General features: G+C 42.0%; 29 protein-coding genes and 1 pseudogene. 28 read left to right on the top strand and 2 right to left on the bottom strand.

What is annotated here, in order from left to right:
- Positions 1-208 precede the first annotated feature (208 nt).
- From EKM94_RS01855 to EKM94_RS01780, 14 genes and pseudogenes are all read left to right on the top strand, one after another.
- Positions 209-523, top strand: coding sequence for a YdcP family protein (locus EKM94_RS01855; RefSeq protein ID WP_000420682.1), 315 nt, complete (start codon positions 209-211; stop codon positions 521-523).
- A gap of 15 nt (positions 524-538) precedes the next feature.
- The gene (locus tag EKM94_RS01850) at positions 539-925 is read left to right on the top strand and encodes a YdcP family protein (RefSeq protein ID WP_000985015.1); all 387 of its coding nucleotides are present in this window, start codon (positions 539-541) and stop codon (positions 923-925) included.
- Positions 926-953: 28 nt separating this feature from the next.
- Positions 954-2,339: an FtsK/SpoIIIE domain-containing protein gene (locus EKM94_RS01845; protein WP_000813488.1), complete on the top strand. Its 1,386-nt coding sequence runs from the start codon at positions 954-956 to the stop codon at positions 2,337-2,339.
- A gap of 177 nt (positions 2,340-2,516) precedes the next feature.
- On the top strand, positions 2,517-3,722 hold the full coding sequence (mobT, locus tag EKM94_RS01835; protein ID WP_000398284.1) for a MobT family relaxase: 1,206 nt from the start codon (positions 2,517-2,519) through the stop codon (positions 3,720-3,722).
- A 42-nt stretch (positions 3,723-3,764) separates the two neighbouring features.
- Positions 3,765-3,986 carry a hypothetical protein gene (locus EKM94_RS01830; protein ID WP_001009056.1) on the top strand — a complete coding sequence of 74 codons (222 nt, stop codon included), beginning with the start codon at positions 3,765-3,767 and terminating at the stop codon, positions 3,984-3,986.
- 116 nt (positions 3,987-4,102) lie between these two features.
- Positions 4,103-4,600, top strand: coding sequence for an antirestriction protein ArdA (locus EKM94_RS01825; protein ID WP_000342539.1), 498 nt, complete (start codon positions 4,103-4,105; stop codon positions 4,598-4,600).
- Positions 4,601-4,688: 88 nt separating this feature from the next.
- Positions 4,689-5,081, top strand: a complete 393-nt coding sequence (locus tag EKM94_RS01820) for a conjugal transfer protein (RefSeq protein ID WP_000723888.1) — start codon at positions 4,689-4,691, stop codon at positions 5,079-5,081.
- Entirely contained in the window at positions 5,065-7,512 is a 2,448-nt protein-coding gene (gene tcpF / locus EKM94_RS01815) for a conjugal transfer ATPase TcpF (RefSeq protein WP_000331160.1), read from the top strand. The genes EKM94_RS01820 and tcpF overlap by 17 nt, the downstream gene beginning before the upstream one ends.
- Positions 7,513-7,514: 2 nt before the next feature.
- Positions 7,515-9,692 (top strand): CD3337/EF1877 family mobilome membrane protein, encoded by a 2,178-nt coding sequence (locus EKM94_RS01810; protein ID WP_000804748.1) that lies wholly within the window; start codon positions 7,515-7,517, stop codon positions 9,690-9,692.
- Entirely contained in the window at positions 9,689-10,690 is a 1,002-nt protein-coding gene (locus tag EKM94_RS01805; protein ID WP_000769868.1) for a bifunctional lytic transglycosylase/C40 family peptidase, read from the top strand. Before EKM94_RS01810 ends, EKM94_RS01805 begins: the two co-directional genes overlap by 4 nt.
- Complete coding sequence (locus tag EKM94_RS01800) at positions 10,687-11,619, top strand: conjugal transfer protein (RefSeq protein ID WP_001224319.1); 933 nt, start codon at positions 10,687-10,689, stop codon at positions 11,617-11,619. The genes EKM94_RS01805 and EKM94_RS01800 overlap by 4 nt, the downstream gene beginning before the upstream one ends.
- 313 nt (positions 11,620-11,932) lie before the next feature.
- A pseudogene (locus tag EKM94_RS12955) lies at positions 11,933-11,980 on the top strand (hypothetical protein); the annotation flags it as partial.
- A gap of 15 nt (positions 11,981-11,995) precedes the next feature.
- Entirely contained in the window at positions 11,996-13,915 is a 1,920-nt protein-coding gene (gene tet(M) / locus EKM94_RS01785) for a tetracycline resistance ribosomal protection protein Tet(M) (protein ID WP_000691727.1), read from the top strand.
- A gap of 100 nt (positions 13,916-14,015) precedes the next feature.
- Positions 14,016-14,201, top strand: a complete 186-nt coding sequence (locus EKM94_RS01780) for a cysteine-rich KTR domain-containing protein (RefSeq protein ID WP_011058338.1) — start codon at positions 14,016-14,018, stop codon at positions 14,199-14,201.
- Positions 14,202-14,260: 59 nt separating this feature from the next.
- Here EKM94_RS01780 and EKM94_RS01775 read toward each other — a convergent pair whose 3' ends face one another.
- Complete coding sequence (locus EKM94_RS01775; RefSeq protein WP_001227347.1) at positions 14,261-14,614, bottom strand: helix-turn-helix transcriptional regulator; 354 nt, start codon at positions 14,612-14,614, stop codon at positions 14,261-14,263.
- Between the two features lie 504 nt (positions 14,615-15,118).
- Between EKM94_RS01775 and EKM94_RS01765 the strand changes: the two genes are divergently transcribed.
- The 14 genes from EKM94_RS01765 (at position 15,119) to EKM94_RS01710 (ending at position 24,924) form a co-directional block, all read left to right on the top strand.
- Positions 15,119-15,541, top strand: a complete 423-nt coding sequence (locus EKM94_RS01765; protein WP_000804885.1) for a sigma-70 family RNA polymerase sigma factor — start codon at positions 15,119-15,121, stop codon at positions 15,539-15,541.
- Complete coding sequence (locus tag EKM94_RS01760) at positions 15,538-15,768, top strand: helix-turn-helix domain-containing protein (protein ID WP_000857133.1); 231 nt, start codon at positions 15,538-15,540, stop codon at positions 15,766-15,768. The genes EKM94_RS01765 and EKM94_RS01760 overlap by 4 nt, the downstream gene beginning before the upstream one ends.
- A 460-nt stretch (positions 15,769-16,228) precedes the next feature.
- Entirely contained in the window at positions 16,229-16,432 is a 204-nt protein-coding gene (locus EKM94_RS01750; protein WP_000814511.1) for an excisionase, read from the top strand.
- An 81-nt stretch (positions 16,433-16,513) separates the two neighbouring features.
- Positions 16,514-17,731: a tyrosine-type recombinase/integrase gene (locus EKM94_RS01745; RefSeq protein ID WP_001291561.1), complete on the top strand. Its 1,218-nt coding sequence runs from the start codon at positions 16,514-16,516 to the stop codon at positions 17,729-17,731.
- 432 nt (positions 17,732-18,163) lie between these two features.
- A complete protein-coding gene (locus EKM94_RS01740; RefSeq protein ID WP_125596607.1) occupies positions 18,164-19,009 on the top strand; it encodes an aldose epimerase family protein in 846 nt (281 codons plus the stop codon).
- A 162-nt stretch (positions 19,010-19,171) separates the two neighbouring features.
- Positions 19,172-19,345 (top strand): hypothetical protein, encoded by a 174-nt coding sequence (locus EKM94_RS12255; protein ID WP_164511056.1) that lies wholly within the window; start codon positions 19,172-19,174, stop codon positions 19,343-19,345.
- 116 nt (positions 19,346-19,461) lie between these two features.
- The gene (locus EKM94_RS01735; protein ID WP_125596604.1) at positions 19,462-19,689 is read left to right on the top strand and encodes a hypothetical protein; all 228 of its coding nucleotides are present in this window, start codon (positions 19,462-19,464) and stop codon (positions 19,687-19,689) included.
- Positions 19,690-19,866: 177 nt separating this feature from the next.
- Positions 19,867-20,082: a hypothetical protein gene (locus EKM94_RS01730; RefSeq protein ID WP_125596601.1), complete on the top strand. Its 216-nt coding sequence runs from the start codon at positions 19,867-19,869 to the stop codon at positions 20,080-20,082.
- 536 nt (positions 20,083-20,618) lie between these two features.
- A complete protein-coding gene (map, locus tag EKM94_RS01725; protein ID WP_125596598.1) occupies positions 20,619-21,455 on the top strand; it encodes a type I methionyl aminopeptidase in 837 nt (278 codons plus the stop codon).
- 46 nt (positions 21,456-21,501) lie between these two features.
- Entirely contained in the window at positions 21,502-21,819 is a 318-nt protein-coding gene (locus EKM94_RS12250; RefSeq protein ID WP_164511055.1) for a hypothetical protein, read from the top strand.
- Entirely contained in the window at positions 21,797-22,747 is a 951-nt protein-coding gene (locus tag EKM94_RS01720) for a YihY/virulence factor BrkB family protein (protein ID WP_164511054.1), read from the top strand. Before EKM94_RS12250 ends, EKM94_RS01720 begins: the two co-directional genes overlap by 23 nt.
- Positions 22,748-22,826: 79 nt before the next feature.
- Positions 22,827-23,732 (top strand): UTP--glucose-1-phosphate uridylyltransferase GalU, encoded by a 906-nt coding sequence (galU, locus tag EKM94_RS01715; protein ID WP_125596592.1) that lies wholly within the window; start codon positions 22,827-22,829, stop codon positions 23,730-23,732.
- Positions 23,733-23,913: 181 nt separating this feature from the next.
- Complete coding sequence (locus EKM94_RS12735; RefSeq protein ID WP_263853211.1) at positions 23,914-24,039, top strand: hypothetical protein; 126 nt, start codon at positions 23,914-23,916, stop codon at positions 24,037-24,039.
- A gap of 576 nt (positions 24,040-24,615) precedes the next feature.
- Positions 24,616-24,924 (top strand): hypothetical protein, encoded by a 309-nt coding sequence (locus EKM94_RS01710; RefSeq protein WP_125596589.1) that lies wholly within the window; start codon positions 24,616-24,618, stop codon positions 24,922-24,924.
- A 79-nt stretch (positions 24,925-25,003) separates the two neighbouring features.
- Here the strand turns inward: EKM94_RS01710 and EKM94_RS01705 are convergent, their stop codons facing one another.
- Complete coding sequence (locus EKM94_RS01705) at positions 25,004-25,300, bottom strand: hypothetical protein (protein WP_125596586.1); 297 nt, start codon at positions 25,298-25,300, stop codon at positions 25,004-25,006.
- Positions 25,301-25,416: the final 116 nt, after the last annotated feature.

Below are 25,416 nucleotides of genomic sequence, written 5' to 3'. Positions count from 1 at the left end.
GAAAAGTGAAGATATAAAGATACTTCCAATAAAATTTGAATATTTAATAGGTAGACACTTCAAAAAATGAGGTGTCTATTTTTTTACCCGATTTTGAAAGGAAGTGAACTTATGAAAACAAAAAATCAAGAATCAAAAGGTCGTTCCCCACTCTTTAAGACCATCAAACATTCATTCAGCCAATAAAAAAGAAAGGATAGGTAAAAATATGGAACTTAAATTTGTGATTCCCAACATGGAAAAAACATTCGGCAATTTAGAATTTGCTGGCGAGGATAAAGTCGTTCAGCGAAGAATCAACGGACGGCTAACTGTCTTATCAAGAAGCTATAATCTCTATTCTGATGTTCAAAGAGCAGATGATATTGTGGTGGTGCTTCCTGCTGAAGCTGGCGAAAAACATTTCGGCTTTGAGGAACGTGTGAAGTTAGTCAATCCACGTATTACCGCAGAGGGCTACAAAATCGGCACTCGTGGTTTTACAAATTACCTTTTACATGCTGACGACATGATAAAAGAATAAAGAAAGAGAGGAAAAATGATGAGATTAGCAAATGGCATTGTATTAGATAAAGACACGACTTTTGGAGAATTGAAATTCTCTGCTCTACGTCGTGAAGTGAGAATCCAAAATGAAGACGGGTCGGTTTCAGATGAAATCAAGGAACGTACCTATGACTTAAAATCCAAAGGACAAGGACGCATGATTCAAGTAAGTATTCCTGCCAGCGTGCCTTTGAAAGAGTTTGATTATAACGCACGGGTGGAACTTATCAATCCCATTGCGGACACCGTTGCTACTGCCACCTATCAAGGAGCAGATGTTGACTGGTATATCAAGGCAGACGATATTGTGCTGACAAAGGATTCTAGTTCATTCAAAGCTCAACCACAAGCAAAGAAAGAACCGACACAAGACAAATAGTCGCTAGGTAGAAAGGAGACTTTTTCGCATGAAACAGCGTGGTAAAAGGATTCGCCCATCTGGTAAAGATTTAGTCTTTCATTTTACGATAGCGTCACTCCTGCCTGTTTTCCTGCTGGTTGTCGGACTGTTTCATGTGAAGACAATCCAGCAGATCAACTGGCAGGATTTTAACCTATCACAAGCAGATAAGATTGACATTCCCTATTTAATTATCAGTTTCAGTGTCGCAATTCTTATCTGCTTGCTGGTAGCGTTTGTATTCAAACGGGTTCGCTATGATACGGTTAAACAACTTTACCACCGTCAAAAACTGGCAAAGATGATACTTGAAAACAAGTGGTATGAATCTGAACAGGTCAAAACAGAGGGTTTCTTTAAAGATAGTGCTGGTCGTACAAAGGAAAAGATAACCTACTTCCCTAAAATGTATTATCGACTTAAAAATGGCTTGATACAGATACGGGTGGAAATCACGCTGGGAAAATATCAAGACCAACTCTTACACTTGGAAAAGAAATTAGAGAGTGGCTTGTACTGTGAGCTGACGGATAAAGAGTTAAAGGATTCCTATGTGGAATATACTTTGCTCTATGACACCATAGCCAGTCGTATTTCTATTGATGAAGTAGAAGCTAAAGATGGTAAACTTCGCTTAATGAAAAACGTATGGTGGGAATATGATAAGCTCCCTCATATGTTGATTGCTGGTGGTACAGGTGGCGGTAAAACTTACTTTATACTGACACTGATTGAAGCCTTGCTTCATACAGATTCAAAACTGTATATTCTTGACCCGAAAAATGCTGATCTTGCGGACTTAGGTTCTGTGATGGCAAATGTCTACTATAGAAAAGAAGACTTGCTTTCTTGCATTGAAACATTCTATGAAGAAATGATGAAACGTAGTGAGGAAATGAAGCAGATGAAGAACTATAAGACTGGCAAAAATTATGCTTACTTAGGTCTCCCGGCACACTTCTTAATCTTTGATGAATACGTCGCTTTCATGGAAATGCTGGGAACAAAAGAAAACACCGCAGTTATGAATAAGCTGAAACAGATTGTCATGTTAGGTCGTCAAGCTGGCTTCTTTCTAATACTGGCTTGTCAACGTCCAGACGCAAAATATTTAGGCGACGGAATCCGTGATCAGTTTAATTTCAGAGTGGCTTTAGGTCGTATGTCTGAAATGGGCTATGGCATGATGTTTGGCAGTGACGTACAAAAGGATTTCTTCTTAAAGCGAATCAAAGGTCGTGGCTATGTTGATGTAGGAACAAGTGTCATATCAGAGTTTTATACTCCCCTTGTACCAAAAGGATATGATTTCTTGGAGGAAATTAAAAAGTTATCCAACAGCAGACAGTCCACGCAGGCGACGTGCGAAGCGGAAGTCGCAGGTGTGGACTGATCTTGCTGGCTGGTGTGGCAATAGCCACGCCAGCACTTAACCCCCCGTATCTAACAGGGGGGTACAAATCGACAGGAAACAGTCAAAAAAACATTAGAAAATCCTTTGGTTACAAGGGATTTACAAAATTTCAGCGTATGTCAAATGGGCTTTAAAAGTTGACATACGCCTTTTTGATTGGAGGGATTTTTACTGAATGAACAAACTTGGTTACAGCATTTAAAAGAAAAACGCTTGGCTTATGGACTATCTCAAAACCGTTTAGCTGTTGCGACTGGTATTACAAGGCAGTATCTAAGCGATATTGAAACAGGAAAAGTCAAGCCATCAGAGGATTTACAGCAGTCCCTTTGGGAAGCTCTGGAACGCTTCAATCCCGACGCTCCCCTTGAAATGCTGTTTGATTATGTAAGAATTCGCTTTCCGACAACAGACGTACAGCAGGTGGTCGAAAACATCTTACAACTGAAACTGTCCTATTTTCTTCATGAGGACTATGGTTTCTATTCTTATTCAGAGCATTATGCTTTAGGCGACATATTCGTCCTTTGCTCCCATGAACTGGACAAAGGAGTTCTGGTGGAATTGAAAGGTCGTGGGTGCAGACAATTTGAAAGCTATCTTCTGGCACAACAAAGAAGCTGGTATGAGTTCTTTATGGACGTTTTGGTGGCTGGCGGTGTGATGAAACGCCTTGACCTTGCCATTAACGATAAGACAGGGATTTTAAATATCCCTGTACTCACTGAAAAGTGCCAACAGGAAGAATGTATCTCCGTCTTCCGCAGTTTTAAAAGCTATCGCAGTGGCGAACTGGTACGCAAAGAGGAAAAGGAATGTATGGGAAACACCCTCTATATCGGTTCATTACAAAGTGAAGTTTATTTCTGTATCTATGAAAAGGACTACGAGCAGTACAAGAAAAATGATATTCCCATTGAAGACGCAGAAGTAAAAAACCGTTTTGAGATTCGATTGAAAAATGAGCGTGCCTATTATGCAGTCCGTGATTTACTCGTCTATGACAATCCAGAGCATACCGCCTTTAAAATTATCAATCGGTATATCCGTTTTGTAGATAAAGACGATTCCAAACCTCGTTCTGATTGGAAACTGAATGAAGAATGGGCTTGGTTTATTGGGAACAATCGTGAACGATTAAAACTAACCACAAAACCAGAGCCTTACTCCTTCCAAAGGACGCTGAACTGGCTATCTCATCAAGTTGCCCCGACCTTAAAGGTTGCGATTAAACTTGATGAAATCAACCAGACGCAGGTTGTAAAAGACATTCTCGACCATGCGAAACTGACAGACCGACACAAGCAGATTTTGAAGCAACAGTCAGTAAAAGAACAGGACGTGATAACAACAAAAAAATAACTCAAATACAAATTCATTGAATATAGAGAGGAGAACATTTTTATGAATTTTGGACAAAACCTTTATAACTGGTTTCTATCAAACGCTCAATCACTGGTGCTTTTAGCAATCGTTGTGATTGGCTTGTATCTTGGCTTCAAGCGTGAGTTTAGCAAACTGATTGGCTTTTTAATTATTGCGATTATTGCGGTTGGCTTAGTCTTCAACGCTGCTGGAGTAAAAGACATTTTACTAGAGCTATTCAATCGCATTATTGGTGCTTAAATAAAACCGTTCTTTTGTGGAATATAAGTGGTTTTCTTATGTTCCGCAAAGGAATGGTACACCAAACGAAGTGCGGTAGGGATTTTTGAATCTCTACAAAGAAAGGACGTGAATATATGGACGATATGCAAGTCTATATTGCGAATTTAGGCAAATACAATGAGGGCGAATTGGTCGGTGCGTGGTTTACCTTTCCCATTGACTTTGAGGAAGTCAAAGAGAAAATCGGCTTGAATGATGAATATGAGGAATACGCCATTCATGACTACGAGTTACCCTTTACGGTTGACGAATACACTTCCATTGGCGAACTCAATCGACTATGGGAAATGGTATCGGAATTACCCGAAGAATTACAATCGGAGCTATCTGCTCTGCTCACTCATTTTTCAAGCATTGAAGAACTAAGCGAACATCAAGAGGATATTATCATTCATTCCGATTGTGATGATATGTATGACGTGGCACGCTACTACATTGAAGAAACGGGTGCTTTAGGCGAAGTACCAGCTAGTCTTCAAAACTATATTGATTATCAAGCCTATGGTCGGGATTTAGACCTTTCAGGAACGTTTATCTCAACCAATCATGGGATTTTTGAAATCGTCTATTAAATCTGTCGGTACATTACTACTGGCAGATTTTCTATTTTACGGGGTGGCTCAATCAGCTACCCCTATTTTTTATGAAAGGATTGATTACATGAAGAAAATACGAAGCTATACCAGTATCTGGTCTGTGGAAAAGGTACTGTATTCTATCAATGATTTTAGACTTCCGTTTCCCATAACCTTTACGCAAATGACATGGTTTGTCGTGTCACTCTTTGCAGTGATGATACTTGGCAACTTGCCCCCTCTTTCCATGATAGAGGGAGCATTTCTCAAATACTTTGGGATTCCTGTGGCTTTCACATGGTTTATGTCTACAAAAACTTTTGATGGTAAAAAGCCTTATGGATTTTTGAAGTCTGTCATTGCTTATGCACTGCGACCAAAGCTGACCTATGCAGGAAAAAAAGTAACGCTTGGCAGAAACCAGCCACAAGAAGCCATTACAGCAGTTAGGAGTGAATTTTATGGCATATCCAATTAAATACATTGAAAACAATCTCGTCTGGAATAAAGACGGGGAATGTTATGCTTACTATGAGCTTGTTCCTTACAATTACTCATTTCTAAGTCCAGAACAGAAAATACAAGTGCATGATTCTTTCAGACAGCTTATCGCACAAAATCGTGATGGCAAAATTCATGCTTTACAAATCAGTACAGAATCCAGCATACGTTCTGCACAAGAGCGTTCCAAAAATGAAGTCACTGGCAAGCTCAAAGCGGTTGCCTATGACAAAATCGACCAACAGACAGACGCTTTAATATCCATGATTGGCGAAAATCAAGTGAACTACCGTTTCTTTATCGGCTTTAAGTTGCTTCTCAACGATCAGGAGTTTTCTATGAAAAGTCTTACCGTTGAAGCAAAAAATGCTTTGTCTGATTTTGTCTATGATGTGAACCATAAGCTGATGGGCGATTTTGTTAGTATGAGTAATGATGAAATCCTGCGTTTTCAGAAGATGGAAAAGCTCTTAGAAAATAAAATCTCTCGTCGTTTCAAAATCCGCAGGTTAGATAAGGACGACTTCGGCTATCTGATTGAACACCTTTACGGACAGACAGGCACTGCCTATGAAGAGTATGAGTACCATCTATCAAAGAAAAAGCTGGATAATGAAACGCTGATTAAATACTATGACTTGATTAAGCCTACTCGCTGTTTGGTGGAAGAAAAACAGCGATATTTGAAAATCCAGCAGGAAGATGAAACCGTCTATGTAGCTTACTTTACCATTAACAGCATTGTCGGAGAACTGGACTTCCCGTCCTCTGAAATCTTCTACTACCAGCAACAGCAATTTACATTCCCGATTGATACGTCAATGAATGTGGAAATTGTAGCGAATCGTAAAGCCCTATCTACTGTCCGCAATAAAAAGAAAGAACTGAAAGACTTGGATAACCACGCTTGGCAAAGTGATAATGAAACCAGCTCCAATGTGGCGGAAGCTCTGGAAAGTGTGAATGAGCTGGAAACCAATTTAGACCAAAGCAAGGAATCTATGTACAAGCTGTCTTATGTGGTAAGGGTATCAGCAAATGATCTTGACGAACTCAAACGTCGTTGTAATGAAGTGAAAGATTTTTATGACGATTTAAGCGTAAAACTGGTACGACCATTTGGGGATATGCTCGGCTTACATGAAGAATTTTTACCTGCCAGCAAGCGTTATATGAATGATTATATTCAATACGTGACCTCTGATTTCCTCGCTGGTTTAGGTTTTGGTGCTACTCAAATGCTGGGGGAAAATGAGGGGATTTATGTTGGCTACAGCTTAGATACTGGACGCAATGTCTATCTGAAACCTGCTCTTGCCAGTCAAGGGGTTAAGGGTTCAGTAACCAATGCGTTAGCGTCGGCTTTTGTTGGTTCGCTGGGTGGTGGTAAATCCTTTGCGAATAACCTTATCGTCTATTATGCGGTGCTTTATGGGGCACAAGCAGTGATTGTAGACCCAAAAGCAGAACGTGGCAGATGGAAAGAAACCTTGCCAGAGATTTCCCATGAAATCAATATCGTCACTCTGACTTCTGATGAGAAAAACAAAGGCTTACTTGACCCTTATGTGATTATGAAAAATCCCAAAGATTCTGAATCACTGGCTATTGATATTCTGACATTCCTTACGGGGATTTCCTCTCGTGATGGGGAACGCTTCCCAATCCTTAGAAAAGCCATTCGTGCAGTAACCAATAGTGAAGTACGAGGGTTGATGAAAGTGATTGAGGAATTACGGGTTGAGAATACGCCACTAAGTACCAGTATAGCCGACCATATCGAAAGTTTTACAGACTATGACTTTGCACATTTATTATTCAGTAATGGTTATGTGGAGCAGTCTATCAGCTTAGAAAAACAACTGAACATTATACAGGTTGCGGACTTGGTACTTCCCGACAAGGAAACTTCCTTTGAGGAATATACCACTATGGAGCTTTTATCCGTTGCTATGCTGATTGTCATTAGTACCTTTGCTTTAGACTTTATCCATACAGACCGAAGCATTTTCAAGATTGTAGATTTAGACGAAGCATGGAGCTTTTTACAGGTAGCACAAGGAAAAACACTATCTATGAAGCTGGTTCGGGCTGGTCGTGCTATGAACGCTGGGGTATATTTCGTGACCCAAAATACAGACGACCTCTTAGATGAAAAACTGAAAAATAACCTCGGCTTAAAATTTGCATTTCGTTCCACTGACCTTAACGAGATTAAAAAGACCTTAGCCTTTTTTGGTGTAGACCCAGAGGACGAAAACAATCAGAAGCGATTGCGTGATTTGGAAAACGGGCAATGCCTTATCAGTGATTTATATGGTCGTGTCGGTGTGATACAGTTCCACCCTGTATTTGAAGAACTGCTCCATGCCTTTGATACCAGACCACCTGTGCGAAAAGAGGTGTAAATGTGAAACCATCAATAGTAAACAGAATAAAATCAAACTGGACGCTGAAACGTCTAGGTAAAGTGGCAATGACAGTGGCTTTCACACTTGTGATTGCCATTTTTCTTTTAGCCATGCTGGGAACGGTGGTTCAAGCTGCGGGCTTGGTAGATGATACGGTCAATGTGGCAAATGAATACAGCCGATACCCACTTGAAAACTATCAACTGGATTTTTATGTGGATAATAGCTGGGGCTGGCTTCCGTGGAACTGGTCGGACGGGATTGGAAAACAGGTCATGTATGGACTATATGCCATTACCAATTTTATTTGGACAATCAGTTTGTATGTTTCCAATGCGACAGGTTACTTAGTACAGGAAGCCTATTCCTTAGACTTCATTTCCGCTACAGCAGATTCCATTGGTAAGAATATGCAGACCTTAGCTGGTGTGAGTGCAAACGGATTTTCAACAGAGGGTTTCTATGTTGGATTCCTCTTACTCTTGATTTTGGTTCTTGGGGTTTATGTTGCCTATACGGGACTGATAAAGAGAGAAACCACAAAGGCAATTCATGCCATTATGAATTTTGTGCTGGTGTTTATCCTATCGGCTTCCTTTATTGCCTACGCTCCCGACTACATTAAAAAAATCAATGACTTTTCATCAGACATCAGTAATGCCAGTTTATCACTTGGCACGAAGATTGTCATGCCCCATTCCGATAGTCAAGGCAAGGACAGCGTGGACTTAATCAGAGATAGCCTGTTTTCCATACAGGTTCAGCAACCGTGGCTACTGCTTCAATACAACAGTTCAGACATTGAAAGTATCGGTATTGACCGTGTGGAAAGCCTGCTCTCCACCAGCCCAGATTCCAACAATGGCGAAGACAGAGAAAAAATTGTTGCGGAAGAAATTGAAGACAGAAGCAATACCAATCTAACCATTACAAAGACCATTAACCGTTTAGGTACAGTCTTCTTCCTATTTGTCTTCAATATTGGGATTTCCATATTTGTATTCCTATTAACAGGAATCATGATTTTCTCGCAGGTACTTTTTATCATCTATGCTATGTTTCTGCCTGTGAGCTTTATTTTAAGCATGATTCCATCATTTGATGGTATGTCAAAACGAGCCATAACAAAGCTCTTTAATACCATTTTGACACGAGCTGGAATCACATTGATTATTACGACAGCATTTAGTATTTCAACCATGCTCTATACCTTATCGGCTGGTTATCCGTTCTTTTTGATTGCTTTTCTACAGATTGTGACCTTTGCAGGAATCTACTTCAAGCTGGGCGATTTAATGAGTATGTTTTCTCTACAGAGTAACGATTCTCAAAGTGTGGGAAGTCGTGTGATGAGAAAACCTCGTATGCTTATGCACGCTCACATGCACCGTCTACAGCGGAAACTTGGACGTTCCATGACTACTCTAGGGGCTGGGTCTGCCATTGTTACAGGTAAAAAAGGACAGTCGGGTTCGGGGAGTTCTGCAAGGACACAAGCAGATCACTCCCGACCAGACGGAAAGGAAAAATCAACACTTGGAAAACGTATCGGTCAAACCATCGGTACAGTAGCTGATACCAAAGACAGAATGGTAGACACTGCTAGTGGTTTGAAAGAACAGGTTAAAGATTTGCCGACCAATGCAAGATATGCAGTATATCAAGGAAAATCCAAAGTAAAAGAGAATGTCCGTGATTTAACCAGTAGTATTTCTCAAACCAAAGCGGACAGAGCCAGTGGACGCAAGGAACAGCAGGAACAAAGGCGAAAAACCATTGCGAAGCGTCGCTCTGAAATGGAACAGGTCAAACAGAAAAAACAGCCTGCTTCTTCTGTTCATGAAAGACCGACTACAAGACAAGAACAATATCATGATGAACAGACCTCAAAACAGTCTAATATTCAGACTTCATATAAGGAATCTCAACAAGCCAAACAAGAGCGTCCAGCAGTTAAGTCCGATTTTTCAAGTCCAAAAGTGGAACGCCAAGGCAATACCGTTCAAGAAAAAACCGTTCAAAAGCCAGCAACTTCAACCACTACAGCAGATAGAACTTCACAACGTCCAATCACAAAAGAACGTCCGTCTACTGTTCAAAGAGTACCACTACAAAATACAAGAAGTAGACCACCAATCAAAACCGCCACCATTAAGAAAGTCGGTAAGAAACCATGAAGTTGAAAACTTTAGTGATTGGTGGTTCTGGATTATTCTTGATGGTCTTCTCACTGCTTCTGTTTGTTGCCATTTTATTTTCAGATGAACAGGACAGCGGAATTTCCAATATTCATTATGGAGGTGTGAATGTTTCCGCAGAAGTGCTGGCTCATAAGCCTATGGTAGAAAAATATGCCAAAGAATATGGCGTTGAAGAATATGTCAACATACTTCTTGCGATTATACAGGTGGAATCGGGCGGTACTGCGGAAGATGTTATGCAGTCCTCGGAATCCCTCGGTCTTCCACCTAATTCATTGAGTACAGAAGAATCCATTAAGCAAGGTGTGAAGTATTTCAGTGAATTATTAGCCAGTAGCGAAAGGCTCAGTGTAGATTTAGAATCGGTTATCCAGTCCTACAATTATGGTGGTGGTTTCTTAGGGTATGTGGCTAATCGTGGAAATAAATATACCTTTGAACTGGCTCAAAGTTTCTCAAAAGAGTATTCAGGTGGCGAAAAAGTGTCTTACCCCAATCCCATAGCCATACCTATCAATGGGGGCTGGCGATACAACTATGGCAATATGTTTTATGTGCAACTGGTAACGCAGTATCTTGTCACAACAGAGTTTGATGATGATACGGTACAAGCCATCATGGACGAAGCACTGAAATATGAGGGCTGGCGATACGTTTACGGTGGAGCTTCCCCGACTACTTCTTTTGATTGTAGCGGACTGACACAATGGACGTATGGAAAAGCTGGAATTAACTTACCACGAACCGCACAACAGCAATATGATGTGACCCAGCATATCCCACTATCGGAAGCACAAGCTGGCGATTTGGTTTTCTTTCATTCTACCTATAACGCTGGCTCTTATATTACTCATGTTGGGATATACCTTGGCAATAACCGTATGTTTCATGCAGGCGACCCAATCGGTTATGCCGACTTAACAAGCCCCTACTGGCAACAGCATTTAGTGGGAGCAGGACGAATCAAACAATGAGAAAGGAAGATTTAATGATGAAATTTAGAAAAAATCAGAATAAAGAAAAACAGATACCAAAGGAAAAGAAACCTCGTGTCTATAAGGTCAATCCTCATAAAAAGGTTGTGATTGCCTTGTGGGTACTTTTAGGGCTTAGTTTCAGCTTTGCGATATTCAAGCACTTTACAGCTATAGATACTCATACTATTCACGAAACAACTATCATAGAAAAGGAATACGTTGATACTCATCATGTAGAAAATTTTGTAGAGAACTTTGCGAAAGTCTACTATTCATGGGAGCAATCCGATAAGTCCATTGATAATCGAATGGAAAGTCTAAAAGGCTATCTGACAGATGAACTTCAAGCTCTCAATGTTGATACAGTACGCAAAGATATTCCTGTATCGTCTTCTGTAAGAGGATTTCAGATATGGACGGTAGAGCCAACTGGCGACAATGAGTTTAATGTAACCTACAGTGTAGACCAGCTCATTACAGAGGGAGAAAATACAAAGACCGTCCACTCTGCTTATATAGTGAGTGTCTATGTAGATGGTTCTGGAAATATGGTACTGGTTAAGAATCCGACCATTACCAACATACCTAAGAAATCAAGTTATAAACCAAAAGCCATTGAAAGTGAGGGGACGGTTGATTCCATTACAACCAATGAAATCAATGAGTTTTTAACGACGTTCTTCAAGCTCTATCCTACAGCGACAGCCAGTGAACTTTCCTACTATGTGAATGACGGGATATTAAAACCAATCGGAAAAGAGTACATCTTTCAAGAACTGGTAAATCCTATTCACAATCGTAAGGATAATCAAGTCACGGTATCGCTGACAGTGGAGTATATCGACCAGCAGACCAAAGCAACGCAGGTATCTCAATTTGATTTGGTACTTGAAAAGAACGGGAGTAATTGGAAGATTGTAAAATAACAAATATTGGTACATGATTACAGATACTTTGTAATCATGTACTCTTTTTGATAAAAAATTGGAGATTCCTTTACAAATATGCTCTTACGTGCTATTATTTAAGTGACTATTTAAAAGGAGTTAATAAATATGCGGCAAGGTATTCTTAAATAAACTGTCAATTTGATAGCGGGAACAAATAATTAGATGTCCTTTTTTAGGAGGGCTTAGTTTTTTGTACCCAGTTTAAGAATACCTTTATCATGTGATTCTAAAGTATCCAGAGAATATCTGTATGCTTTGTATACCTATGGTTATGCATAAAAATCCCAGTGATAAAAGTATTTATCACTGGGATTTTTATGCCCTTTTGGGTTTTTGAATGGAGGAAAATCACATGAAAATTATTAATATTGGAGTTTTAGCTCATGTTGATGCAGGAAAAACTACCTTAACAGAAAGCTTATTATATAACAGTGGAGCGATTACAGAATTAGGAAGCGTGGACAAAGGTACAACGAGGACGGATAATACGCTTTTAGAACGTCAGAGAGGAATTACAATTCAGACAGGAATAACCTCTTTTCAGTGGGAAAATACGAAGGTGAACATCATAGACACGCCAGGACATATGGATTTCTTAGCAGAAGTATATCGTTCATTATCAGTTTTAGATGGGGCAATTCTACTGATTTCTGCAAAAGATGGCGTACAAGCACAAACTCGTATATTATTTCATGCACTTAGGAAAATGGGGATTCCCACAATCTTTTTTATCAATAAGATTGACCAAAATGGAATTGATTTATCAACGGTTTATCAGGATATTAAAGAGAAACTTTCTGCCGAAATTGTAATCAAACAGAAGGTAGAACTGTATCCTAATATGTGTGTGACGAACTTTACCGAATCTGAACAATGGGATACGGTAATAGAGGGAAACGATGACCTTTTAGAGAAATATATGTCCGGTAAATCATTAGAAGCATTGGAACTCGAACAAGAGGAAAGCATAAGATTTCATAATTGTTCCCTGTTCCCTGTTTATCACGGAAGTGCAAAAAACAATATAGGGATTGATAACCTTATAGAAGTGATTACGAATAAATTTTATTCATCAACACATCGAGGTCCGTCTGAACTTTGCGGAAATGTTTTCAAAATTGAATATACAAAAAAAAGACAACGTCTTGCATATATACGCCTTTATAGTGGAGTACTACATTTACGAGATTCGGTTAGAGTATCAGAAAAAGAAAAAATAAAAGTTACAGAAATGTATACTTCAATAAATGGTGAATTATGTAAGATTGATAGAGCTTATTCTGGAGAAATTGTTATTTTGCAAAATGAGTTTTTGAAGTTAAATAGTGTTCTTGGAGATACAAAACTATTGCCACAGAGAAAAAAGATTGAAAATCCGCACCCTCTACTACAAACAACTGTTGAACCGAGTAAACCTGAACAGAGAGAAATGTTGCTTGATGCCCTTTTGGAAATCTCAGATAGTGATCCGCTTCTACGATATTACGTGGATTCTACGACACATGAAATTATACTTTCTTTCTTAGGGAAAGTACAAATGGAAGTGATTAGTGCACTGTTGCAAGAAAAGTATCATGTGGAGATAGAACTAAAAGAGCCTACAGTCATTTATATGGAGAGACCGTTAAAAAATGCAGAATATACCATTCACATCGAAGTGCCGCCAAATCCTTTCTGGGCTTCCATTGGTTTATCTGTATCACCGCTTCCGTTGGGAAGTGGAATGCAGTATGAGAGCTCGGTTTCTCTTGGATACTTAAATCAATCATTTCAAAATGCAGTTATGGAAGGGATACGCTATGGTTGCGAACAAGGATTATATGGTTGGAATGTGACGGATTGTAAAATCTGTTTTAAGTATGGCTTATACTATAGCCCTGTTAGTACCCCAGCAGATTTTCGGATGCTTGCTCCTATTGTATTGGAACAAGTCTTAAAAAAAGCTGGAACAGAATTGTTAGAGCCATATCTTAGTTTTAAAATTTATGCGCCACAGGAATATCTTTCACGAGCATACAACGATGCTCCTAAATATTGTGCGAACATCGTAGACACTCAATTGAAAAATAATGAGGTCATTCTTAGTGGAGAAATCCCTGCTCGGTGTATTCAAGAATATCGTAGTGATTTAACTTTCTTTACAAATGGACGTAGTGTTTGTTTAACAGAGTTAAAAGGGTACCATGTTACTACCGGTGAACCTGTTTGCCAGCCCCGTCGTCCAAATAGTCGGATAGATAAAGTACGATATATGTTCAATAAAATAACTTAGTGTATTTTATGTTGTTATATAAATATGGTTTCTTGTTAAATAAGATGAAATATTTTTTAATAAAGATTTGAATTAAAGTGTAAAGGAGGAGATAGTTATTATAAACTACAAGTGGATATTGTGTCCTGTATGTGGAAATAAAACACGATTAAAGATAAGGGAAGATACTGAATTAAAAAAATTCCCCCTCTATTGTCCGAAATGCAGACAAGAAAATTTAATTGAAATAAAGCAGTTCAAAGTAACTGTGATTACAGAGCCAGACGCAAAGACGCAGAGCCGATAAAATGAGATTAATACAATCTCATTTTATCGGCTCTTTCCGTTATGTATGGATTCTTTTAATTAGTCTTCGATGTTTCTTGCTTCGTTGATACCGCTGGCTAAAGATTCCATTAAGGATAGTTCTTTGTCTGTAAAGCTATCCATGTATTTCTCTATCTGTAATCGTCGGGTGCTTTTTACCAAGTTATTAGCAGGTAAGAAAAATTCATCAACGGAAACATGAAGTAACGATACAAGGTCATAAAGAACTTGTATGCTGGGGTGTTGCCCTTTATTTTCAATATTAGTTAAGTACCGTGGGTCAATTTCAATCAATGCTCCCACTTGTTCACGAGTTAAACCTCGTTTCAATCGAGCTTCTTTAATGGCTAAACCAAAGGCTCTAAAATCATATTTATCTTCTTTTTTACGCATAGTAGACCACCTCTATACATTTTATTGTTCCTACTGAATTAAAAACAGGTATAGAAAAACGTGTTATATGGTTTATAGGTTTATATTTAATAAAAAGCACTACTAAACGCCAATAAAAAAAACCGTTATATGGTAGTGCTATTTACGCTGTTAAAATATTGTATATTACTTCCAAATGGCGGTTTGTTGGAGGTCAACGTCGCCATGAAGTACATCATATACAATAAATTTCCTTACATTGGGTTCTTGTCAAAAAAAGTCGTCTATCTGCAATAGATAAGTACGTCCACCAATGTGGTTTTATAAATCATATAGATAGAATAACAGAAGCATGTAAACAGAGAAATAAATCTGTTTATATGCTTTTTTGGCTATTCAGAACTTTTTTACAAAGTTTATTTATCAGTAATGCAACAAATCCCCCTTTCACATTGGGACTAAGAGTGAAAGGAGATAAACGAGCAAGGCTCACTTCCTTTCCTAGACAGAAAGGGGGTGAGAAACATGAAACCATCTTCTTTTCAGACCACAATAGAAAATCAGTTTGACTATATCTGTAAACGTGCTATGGAAGACGAGCGAAAGAATTATATGCTTTATCTTTCAAGGATTGCAAAGCGTGAGGTGTCCTTTTCGGATGTTGGCGATTATCTTGTTAGCCAGTTTGCGACAACAGATAACTATTCAACTGACTTTCAGATTTTTACACTCAATGGGTTATCAGTAGGCGTTGAAAATGATTTGTTGAGTGAAGCATTACGTGAGTTGCCAGACAAGAAACGTGAAATTCTACTGCTGTTTTACTTTATGGACATGAGCGATTCAGAAATTGCAGACCTGTTGAAATTGAACCGTTCTACTGTCTATCGGCATAGAACCAGTGGACTAGCCTTAATTAAAAAGTTTATGGAGGAATTTGAAGAATGAAAACACAATATCCTATGATTCCCTTTCCTCTCATTGTAAAGGCAACAGATGGCGATACCGAAGCGATTAACCAGATTCTACATCATTACAGAGGGTACATAACGAAGCGTTCCCTACGACTTATGAAAGATGAATATGGCAATCAAAGTATGGTCGTTGATGAAGTCTTACGTGGAAGAATGGAAACCAGACTGATTACAAAGATTTTGTCATTTGAAATTAAGTAATATCCTCTCTCCTTTCGTGGAAGCGTGCTAAACCATTCCACGCTTCCCGAACAGGGAGGTTTGTTATTCCACCAAAGCATATTGAGCTTTCAATGTGTTTTGATAGGCTAACGAGCCATTGTTCTTTGAAAACTGAATAAAAGTAATCGAATACGTTTCGATAAGAAAAGAGCCAACGGAACTAACCGCCATGACCTATCTTATAAAGATAGCGAGCGATTCATGTTAGTGATCCGAGAAGCAATCTTTAGCAGGATTGCCTGCAACGACATTCTTATCGTGATAATGATACTCCCATACAGTCAATAGTCCGAGCGTGATAAAACCGTCGCAGGCAATGAGTATGGCTACATGAGAACCATGCAGGGGTGGAACTCCCGTGAGCTTTGCTAAAGCTGTTCGATTGCTGGTAAAACAACTTTTATGAAATCCAAATAAGTGATTTGGAAAGGAGGATTTTATGAAGCAGACTGACATTCCTATTTGGGAACGTTATACCCTAACCATTGAAGAAGCGTCAAAATATTTTCGTATTGGCGAAAACAAGCTACGACGCTTGGCAGAGGAAAATAAAAATGCAAATTGGCTGATTATGAATGGCAATCGTATTCAGATTAAACGAAAACAATTTGAAAAAATTATAGATACATTGGACGCAATCTAGCGTCGCCAAAGGGTCTTGTATATGATAAAATAGTATTAAGTCGTATCAAGGCTCTTTCCATAAAGGAAAGGAGCAAATGCCATGTCAGAAAAAAGACGTGACAATAAAGGTCGAATCTTAAAGACTGGAGAGAGCCAACGAAAAGACGGAAGATACTTATACAAATATATAGATTCATTTGGAGAACCGCAATTTGTTTACTCGTGGAAACTTGTGGCTACAGACCGAGTACCAGCAGGAAAGCGTGATTGTATCTCACTTAGAGAGAAAATCGCAGAGTTACAGAAAGACATTCATGATGGTATTGATGTTGTAGGAAAGAAAATGACACTCTGCCAGCTTTACGCAAAACAGAACGCTCAAAGACCAAAGGTTAGAAAAAACACTGAAACTGGACGCAAATATCTTATGGATATTTTGAAGAAAGACAAGTTAGGTGTAAGAAGTATTGACAGTATTAAGCCATCAGACGCTAAAGAATGGGCTATTAGAATGAGTGAAAATGGTTATGCTTATCAAACCATCAATAACTACAAACGTTCTTTAAAGGCTTCATTCTATATTGCTATACAAGATGATTGTGTTCGGAAGAATCCATTTGACTTTCAACTGAAAGCAGTTCTTGATGATGATACTGTCCCTAAGACCGTACTAACAGAAGAACAGGAAGAAAAACTGTTAGCCTTTGCAAAAGCTGATAAAACCTACAGCAAAAATTATGATGAAATTCTGATACTCTTAAAAACAGGTCTTCGTATTTCAGAGTTTGGTGGTTTGACACTTCCAGATTTAGATTTTGAGAATCGTCTTGTCAATATAGACCATCAGCTATTGAGAGATACTGAAATTGGGTACTACATTGAAACACCAAAGACCAAAAGTGGCGAACGTCAAGTTCCTATGGTTGAAGAAGCCTATCAAGCATTTAAGCGAGTGTTAGCGAATCGAAAGAATGATAAGCGTGTTGAGATTGATGGATATAGTGATTTCCTCTTTCTTAATAGAAAGAACTATCCAAAAGTGGCAAGTGATTACAACGGCATGATGAAAGGTCTTGTTAAGAAATACAATAAGTATAACGAGGATAAATTGCCACACATCACTCCACATAGTTTGCGACATACATTCTGTACCAACTATGCAAATGCAGGAATGAATCCAAAGGCATTACAGTACATTATGGGACATGCTAATATAGCCATGACGCTGAACTATTACGCACATGCAACATTCGATTCTGCAATGGCAGAAATGAAACGCTTGAATAAAGAGAAGCAACAGGAGCGTCTTGTTGCTTAGTAGTACAAATGAATTTACTACTTATTTACCACTTCTGACAGCTAAGACATGAGGAAATATGCAAAGAAACGTGAAGTATCTTCCTACAGTAAAAATACTCGAAAGCACATAGAATAAGGCTTTACGAGCATTTAAGAAAATATAAAAAGATAATTAGAAATTTATACTTTGTTTCTTTAAAAAATAACCCAACTTTACAACAGAAAAATAACCTAACTTAACAACAGAAAAATAGCCCAACTTAACGCTGGGTCCAAACGACGCGCGCTCATCGACTTAGATGTGGCGCGCGTTTTGGTAACGCTGGCGAATCGCTTAATCTTTTCCTAATGAACGTTAGCTTTTTTTAAGTAAATTTTGATGGTTGATCGCTTTCAAATCTCGGCGCCTGTGTCATAATGGAGGTATTCCAAGAGATAAACAGGTGATAAGATGATCACATTAAAAAATAAAACGATGACCGCCCAAATCAATGAAGTTGGCGCTCAGATCAGTCGTTTGGCGCGCTTTGATCAAGCCAAACCGCTGGTCGATCAGCAGAGCGCGGCGGTACTTTTCCCAGCGATCGGTCGTTCTTTTGGTGACAGCTATGATTATGGCAACCAAACCTACGTAATGCCGCAACAAGGGTTCGCCAAGGATGCCCGCTGGCAGGTGTACAGCCAAACTGAGACGCAGGTTACCTTTGAACTGACCGATAACGACAACCTACGCAAAAATTATCCTTTCTATTTCCGCTTTCTGGCGACTTTTCAATTACTGACCGCGGGAATCAAAGTTCAGTATCATTTGATGAACATGGGGAATGTGACCATGGCCTTCTCCTTAGGTACGGAGCTGACCTGTCATTTGGCGAGCGCTGATTGGCATGATTGCCAATTGATCTTGGCGCCGGAAAAGGCCCTGACCTTGGTGCGCGAGCTAGACCAAGACGCCTTTCGCACCGGCGCGATCCAGCCCAACCGCTATTTTCACCGCGGCAAATTGGCGCTGCAAACACCAGAAGTCGCGGAGCAACTGTTGATTCTGACCAACCGGGATATGCAGGCGTTGCGATTGACCAGTCCCACGCAACACCAACAACTGACGCTACGAACCGATGATTTTCCATATTACGCGGTGCAGATCTCGCCAGCGCGGCAAACCATCAGTTTCGGTTTGTGGAATGGATTGCCTGACAAGCGCGGTCTCCGCTCTGATTTATTGCGCAAGGAAGGAAACTTGACCCTACCGGCGCGCGATCAGCTGGTGCTGGGATACACCATCGAACTAAGTTAACCTCACCGTAATTCTGAGAAAAAAACCTAACCATCGCTGAGACCGCAACTGGCCTAGGCGGTGGTTTTTTTGTTTCTGCTTGATTGCAGGTTTGGGTGGGTGTTGCGCGTGAGCGCAACCGGCTGGGACTGCTGATGCGGACTGGAACGTGGTGGGCATCGTTTGAAGCCAATTCCAAAAGCGGGAATTGTCTTCAAATCGAGCCTTGTCCTAAGCGGCAAAGCCGCCAAGGACAATTTCACCACTGAGCCGCGCAGTCCCAGCCGGTTGCTAGGCAGAATTGAGCTCATCTGCAATCGAAGCGAAGGATTTGACAAAGCGCTTTTGCAAGATTGAGGTCAAAACAATCGCCCTTTTTTGGTGGTACGGCAACATCAACGGATTCCAAAAGCTCTGTGCTTAATTGCAGGTATGCTGGGTCTAGATGTGGACGCAACCGGCTGGGACTGCTGATGCGGACTGGAACGTGGTGGGCGTCGTTTGAAGCCAATCCGCAAAGTGCGCGGCTTGTCTTCAAATCGAGCCTTGTCCTAAGCGGCAAAGCCGCCAAGGACAATTTCACCACTGAGCCGCGCAGTCCCAGCCGGTTGCTAGGCAGAATTGAGCTTATCTGTAATCGAGGCGAAGGATTTGACGGAGTGATTTTGCGAGCTAGAGAAAAAACAATTGCCCACTTTTGAGGTGGTACGGCGATGCTAACTGATTCGGATTTGTTGGTTGGGATAGTTTGCATTGGTTGAACATCTTTACCTGTTTCCTAAACAATCCATGGGTGGGAAACCGACTGATTCAGTTGATTCGCTGAGACTAGGTTTGTTCATCAGGCAGTCTGTGCCGGTGTCACCAATTTAAAGCTGATGATCACTAGCCATGGCCGTCAATTGCGTGGATTCACATCAATTGACCATGGCTCGCTGGTCGGCGTGAGTGCTCAAACGGCTGTTATAACGTTGAGCGGCTGGAGCGGAGAAATTCGGGGTGAGATCGCCGTGAAATTGTCCTTGGCGGCTCTGCCGCCTAGGACAAGGCTCAGCTTTGAGATTTTCGGCGCTCTTCCGAAAAGCTCAAAGTGACGCCCACAGCGAGCTCACCCCGAATTTCGCAGCGCAAGCCGTGGACATCATTGAAACGTGTTCGCCGGCCTAGCTTCTTCCGCTTAGCCTAGCAACTATTCTGGAGGCATAGACCGGCCTCCAAAATAGTTGCTAGGCTAATGCTCAGACGCTGCCCAGGTCGGCTCACACTCTGGCGTTGGTGAGCTGTTTATCCGTCTGGCGGAAGGTCGGGCTGGGAGTGAGTCAGCCGAGATATTATTGTTGGCGATTTATCGCCTACAATAAGGCCGAGTTTTGAGATTTTCGGTGGGTTTCCGAAAAGCTCAAAATCGTGCCCGCCGCGTTCCACCACCCCCAGCCCGACCTGGAGCCCCACCACATCTGCACTCCACCAACGCCACGCGCAGCGCAAGCTGCGGCCAATCTACTTTTACCAGCAAACGCAAATGATCATTTGCTAAAAATCGCCGACCAAGCAAAGCCACTGCCATCCGCGACCCGCGCTGGTCTTTCTTTTTTACAAGCGGTATAATACTTAGGAATGGAGGCTGCTTATGATTACATTAAAATCTGCGCGTGAAATTGAAGGAATGCGGCGTTCCGGCGAGTTGTTGGCTGGAGTTCACTTGGGCTTGCGCAAGCTCATTAAGCCAGGTATTTCCGCTTATGATATTGAAAAATTTGCTGATGAATATATTACCAGTCGTGGTGGTCACCCTTCTGAGAAGGGTTTTGAAGGCTACAAATACGCGACTTGTGTGGACGTCAATGATGAGGTCGCACATGGGACACCGCGGAAGGATCTTTACCTGAAAGAGGGGGATCTGGTCAAGGTCGACATGACGGTCAATTTGGATGGCTACGAAAGCGATTCTTGCTGGAGTTACGCGGTGGGTGAAGTCAGTCAATCGACGAAAGACCTGATGGAAGTGACCAAGCAGGCCTTGTACTTGGGCATCGCTGAATCCGTCGCCGGCAATCGCTTGGGTGATATTGGTTACGCGATCCAGACGTACACGGAAGATGTCCACGGATACGGCGATGTTCGTGAACTGATCGGCCACGGCATCCAACCAACGATGCACGAACAACCGAATGTGCCTCATTATGGCGAACCTGGAAAAGGCTTGCGACTGAAAAACGGAATGACGATCACGATCGAGCCGATGATCAATGAAGGTACTTGGCAGATCGCGGCTAAGGAAGTCAATGATCCCAATGATTCTTGGGAATATTATGTGACGGCGGACGGCAGTTGGTCGGCGCAATACGAACATACTTTGGCGATCACGCCAGATGGTCCGCAAATTCTGACTTCACAGGATCCTGAAGAGGATGCCCATTACCTGAAATTAGCTCAAGAAATCCTGGCTCGAGGCATCAAAGACTAGAGTGCGGAGCGCAACGGTTTGACTTCGAGCATTAGCCTAGAAATGGATGGCGACGCGCCGGTTCAGCTCAGTTTGCGCTGAAGCGGGCGTTTTTGTATACTTAGTCATTAGTGCTGGTGGCTTTAGCGACGACGTTAAGGCCGCGACCGGGGCGCTGGCGGCAATCGTTGTTCGCCGAATTGGCGGTAGTGGCGTTAGCGTGCTGGTGGCCCCAAGCGACCGTGGCGCGGGGGTGTCAATGATTCTAGCGCCAAACGGTTCGAGTCTCACCGATTATGGCCGTGGTTTTGGTGGCGGTCATGAGCGGCGGTTCAAGTACGAATTCCAGTCGGAGGGGAAAAATGAAAGTGGAAACGACGACTGAGGTACCTTTATTTCATCAAGCATTACCGTGGTACCGCAAATTGTTTGTTTTTATTCAGCGAATTGTTGCGCGGGTGATTTCTAGCAATATTTCCAACGCGGCCAAAGTGATCACGTATTACGTGCTCTTGGGCTTTTTTCCTTTGATCATTTTTATTGGGAATATGTTGCCATATCTGGGGCTTGACGCGAAAACAGTCCTGGAATATCTCGAGATGGCCTTTCCTGAACAAATTTTGCCCTTGGTGCGGCCAATCGTTGTGTCGTTATTGGGCAAAAGTAGCAGTAGCTTGTTGTCGATTGGGGTGATCGCGACTTTGTGGGCCGGCAGTCGCGCCATCAACGCGATCCGCAACAGTATGAATGACGCTTATCAGATCGATAGTTCGAATATTTATAGTGATGTGCCGATCCAAAACGCGATCATGCGCCGGTTTCTGGCTTTTCTATTGACGTTTATTTTCGTGATGTCGGTGATGTTGATCATTGGGGCGTTCACTTTTGGGCAAACATTCTTGGAATGGTTTGTGCCAACCTTTAAGCTATCCAATAAAATCCTAGTGGTTTTCTCCAAATGGAAATGGCCGGTGGTGGTAACGGTGACGTTGGCCGTTTTACTTTTCCTGCAATATTTCTTGCCGAATATTCACTTGAAATTCTGGACTGTTTTGCCTGGGACCTTGTTTACGGCAGGCGGCTGGCTGGTCTTGACGCAAGGCTTCTCCCTGTATGTTCATTATTTTGGCCGTTCTTTCAACAGTTACGGCACCATCGGGACCTTGATCATCGGCCTCTTGTGGCTGAATTTCGCCGCGACGTTGCTGATGGTGGGCACCGTGATCAACGCGATCTTCAATGAATCCTGGCATGGGGAGCCTCAGCAAACAACTTCCGGCGGGCGGCTGGCCCAATTCTTGAAAAACCGCTAAGTTTTAGATTAGCTCTTGGTAAATCAGAGCGCTTCAGGTATGCTAGTTGTATGTATGGTAATCTTAAGGAGGCTTTTTGATGAAAGTTCGTAAAGCAGTGATCCCGGCCGCCGGTTTCGGGACCCGTTTCTTACCAGCGACCAAAGCGATGGCCAAGGAAATGTTGCCGATCGTTGACAAACCCACGATCCAGTTCATCGTGGAAGAGGCGAAGGCATCTGGGATCGAGGATATTCTGATCATTACCGGTAAAGGCAAACGCCCAATCGAAGATCATTTCGATTCCGTGCCGGAGCTGGAACACAATTTGGAAGAAAAAGGCAAATTAGATTTGCTTCGCCTAGTTCAGGAAACGACTGAAATGGGCGTCAATCTTTACTTTACCCGCCAATCTCATCCCCGGGGGCTGGGCGACGCTGTCCGTTTGGCCAAATCCTTTGTGGCGGACGAACCTTTCGTCGTGATGCTCGGCGATGACTTAATGCAAGACAAGGTGCCTTTGACCAAACAATTGATCCAAGATTACGAACGGACCCACGCCTCCACCTTGGCCGTGATGCAAGTGCCTAAAGAGGAAGTTTCCGCTTACGGTGTGATCGATCCTGAAGGCGAAAGCGTTCCTGGACTTTACAATGTTCGCCGCTTTGTTGAAAAGCCTAAAACAGCTGAGGCGCCAAGTAATTTGGCAATCATTGGCCGTTATTTACTGACGCCAGAGATTTTCGATATTTTAGCGGATCAGAAACCAGGCGCTGGTGGCGAGATCCAACTAACCGATGCCATCGATACCATGAATAAAACACAACGGGTCTTCGCTCGAGAATTCAAGGGCCAACGCTATGATGTGGGCAATAAGTTTGGCTATGTTAAGACCAGTATCGAATTTGGGTTAAAGCACCCTGAAATCAAGGATGATCTGCGCAAGCTGATCATCGATTTAGGTCAACAGCTGGCTCAAGAAGACGCTAAGAAAACTAAGAAATAAGACTTTGCGATGAAACGTCCTCACCACGAGGACGCTTTTTTGTTGGCGGATTTCTTTTGATGATAGCTGAGCGGGTATCGTTTGAATTGATTAGGAATGACTAGTTTCTATTCTTGATCGTCCGCTTGACTGCAGGTGTGCTGGGTTTGGGTGGTGACGCAACCGCCTCAGGACGTTTGTCGTGGCTGGAACGCGGTGGGCATCGTTTGAAGCCAATCCGCAAGCCCAGCGGCTTGTCTTCAAATCGAGCCTTATTCTAAGCGATAAATCGCTAAGAATAATCTCACCGCTGAGCCACACGTCCTGAGGCGGTTGCTAGGCAGAATTGAGCTTATCTGCAATCGAAGTGAAGGATTTGACGAAGTGTTTTTGCAAGGTAGAGGTCAAACAATTGCCCACTTTTGGGGTGGTACAGCAATGTCAATGGATTTCGGATAAAGCTGTCGGTACATTTCGGGTAGTGCTACGGACTTACCTCACTCATTTAAACGAATTTTGGTTGGAGACCGACCGATTTGACCGATTCATCAAGAACCTGTCCCAGTTCATCGGGTAGATTGCACTGGCGCCACCAATTTAAAAATTGTGACCACTAACCACGGCCGTCCATTGCGTAGATCAACATCGATCGGACATAGCCCGTCAGTGGGCGTGAGTACTTCAATGAATATGATAATGTTGAGCAGCTGGTGTGAAACGTGGCGTTGAAACGTGTTCGCCAACCTGGTTTCTTCTGTTTAGCTATGCAACTATTTCGGAGGTTCAAATCCGCCGCCAAAATAGTTGCTAGGCAGAATTGAGCCTATCTGCCTATCTACAATCGAAGTTGTGTATCTGACGAAGTGCTTTTGCAAGCTAGAGGTCAAACAATCGCCCTTTTTTGATGGTACGGCAATGCCAACTGATTTGGTTGATTCGCCAAGATTCTGCCTCAGTTCATCAGACAGACTGCGCTGGTGTCACCAATTTAAAGCTGATGACCACTAACCACGGTCGTCAATTGCGTAGATCCCCATCAATTGGCGATAGCTTGCCAAATGGCGTGAGTGCTCAAACGGCTGTTATAACGTTGAGCGGCTGGAGCGGAGAAATTCGGGGTGAGATCGCCGTGAAATTGTCCTTGGCGGCTCTGCCGCTTAGGACAAGGCTCAGCTTTGAGATTTTCGGCGCCCTTCCGAAAAGCTCAAAGTGACGCCCACAGCGAGCTCACCCCGAATTTCGCAGCGCAAGCTGCGGCCAAGCTACACTTTTGATCTCGAGTTGAGGATAAATCAGTTCAACCAAGCTTCGCCCTGCGTCATCCGAAAGCCATAAACCGCCACTAATTCATCCGCGACCGCCAAATAAATCGGCATCGTCAGATATTCCGGCTTGTTTAACAGCACCGCCAGTTCCCACTGTTGCAACGACTTCGGCCGCGCCACCATTTTTATCACCAGGCAGTCCTGCTCATTGATGGTCGTGACCGAGATCGATTGGCAAGCCCATTTCTCTGTGGGCGTGTGGTAGAAAAATGGTGTTTGCCGTCGTAAATCTTGGCTCAGTTGCAAAAAATCAATCACTAGCATGAAATCAGCTCCTAATCAAACTTGTTTAATCAAACGTCCACGGCTGTCCGAATCCTGAAAAATTGCTATTTTTTAGTTAACTTTCCGGCGAACGGGGCGGTCAGCATGGACAAAAA

The sequence above is a fragment of the Lapidilactobacillus achengensis genome, from assembly GCF_003946655.1.
Classification (GTDB): domain Bacteria; phylum Bacillota; class Bacilli; order Lactobacillales; family Lactobacillaceae; genus Lapidilactobacillus; species Lapidilactobacillus achengensis.
Note: the sequence above shows the minus strand (reverse complement) of the source record. Positions and strands in the feature narration are given on the sequence as shown.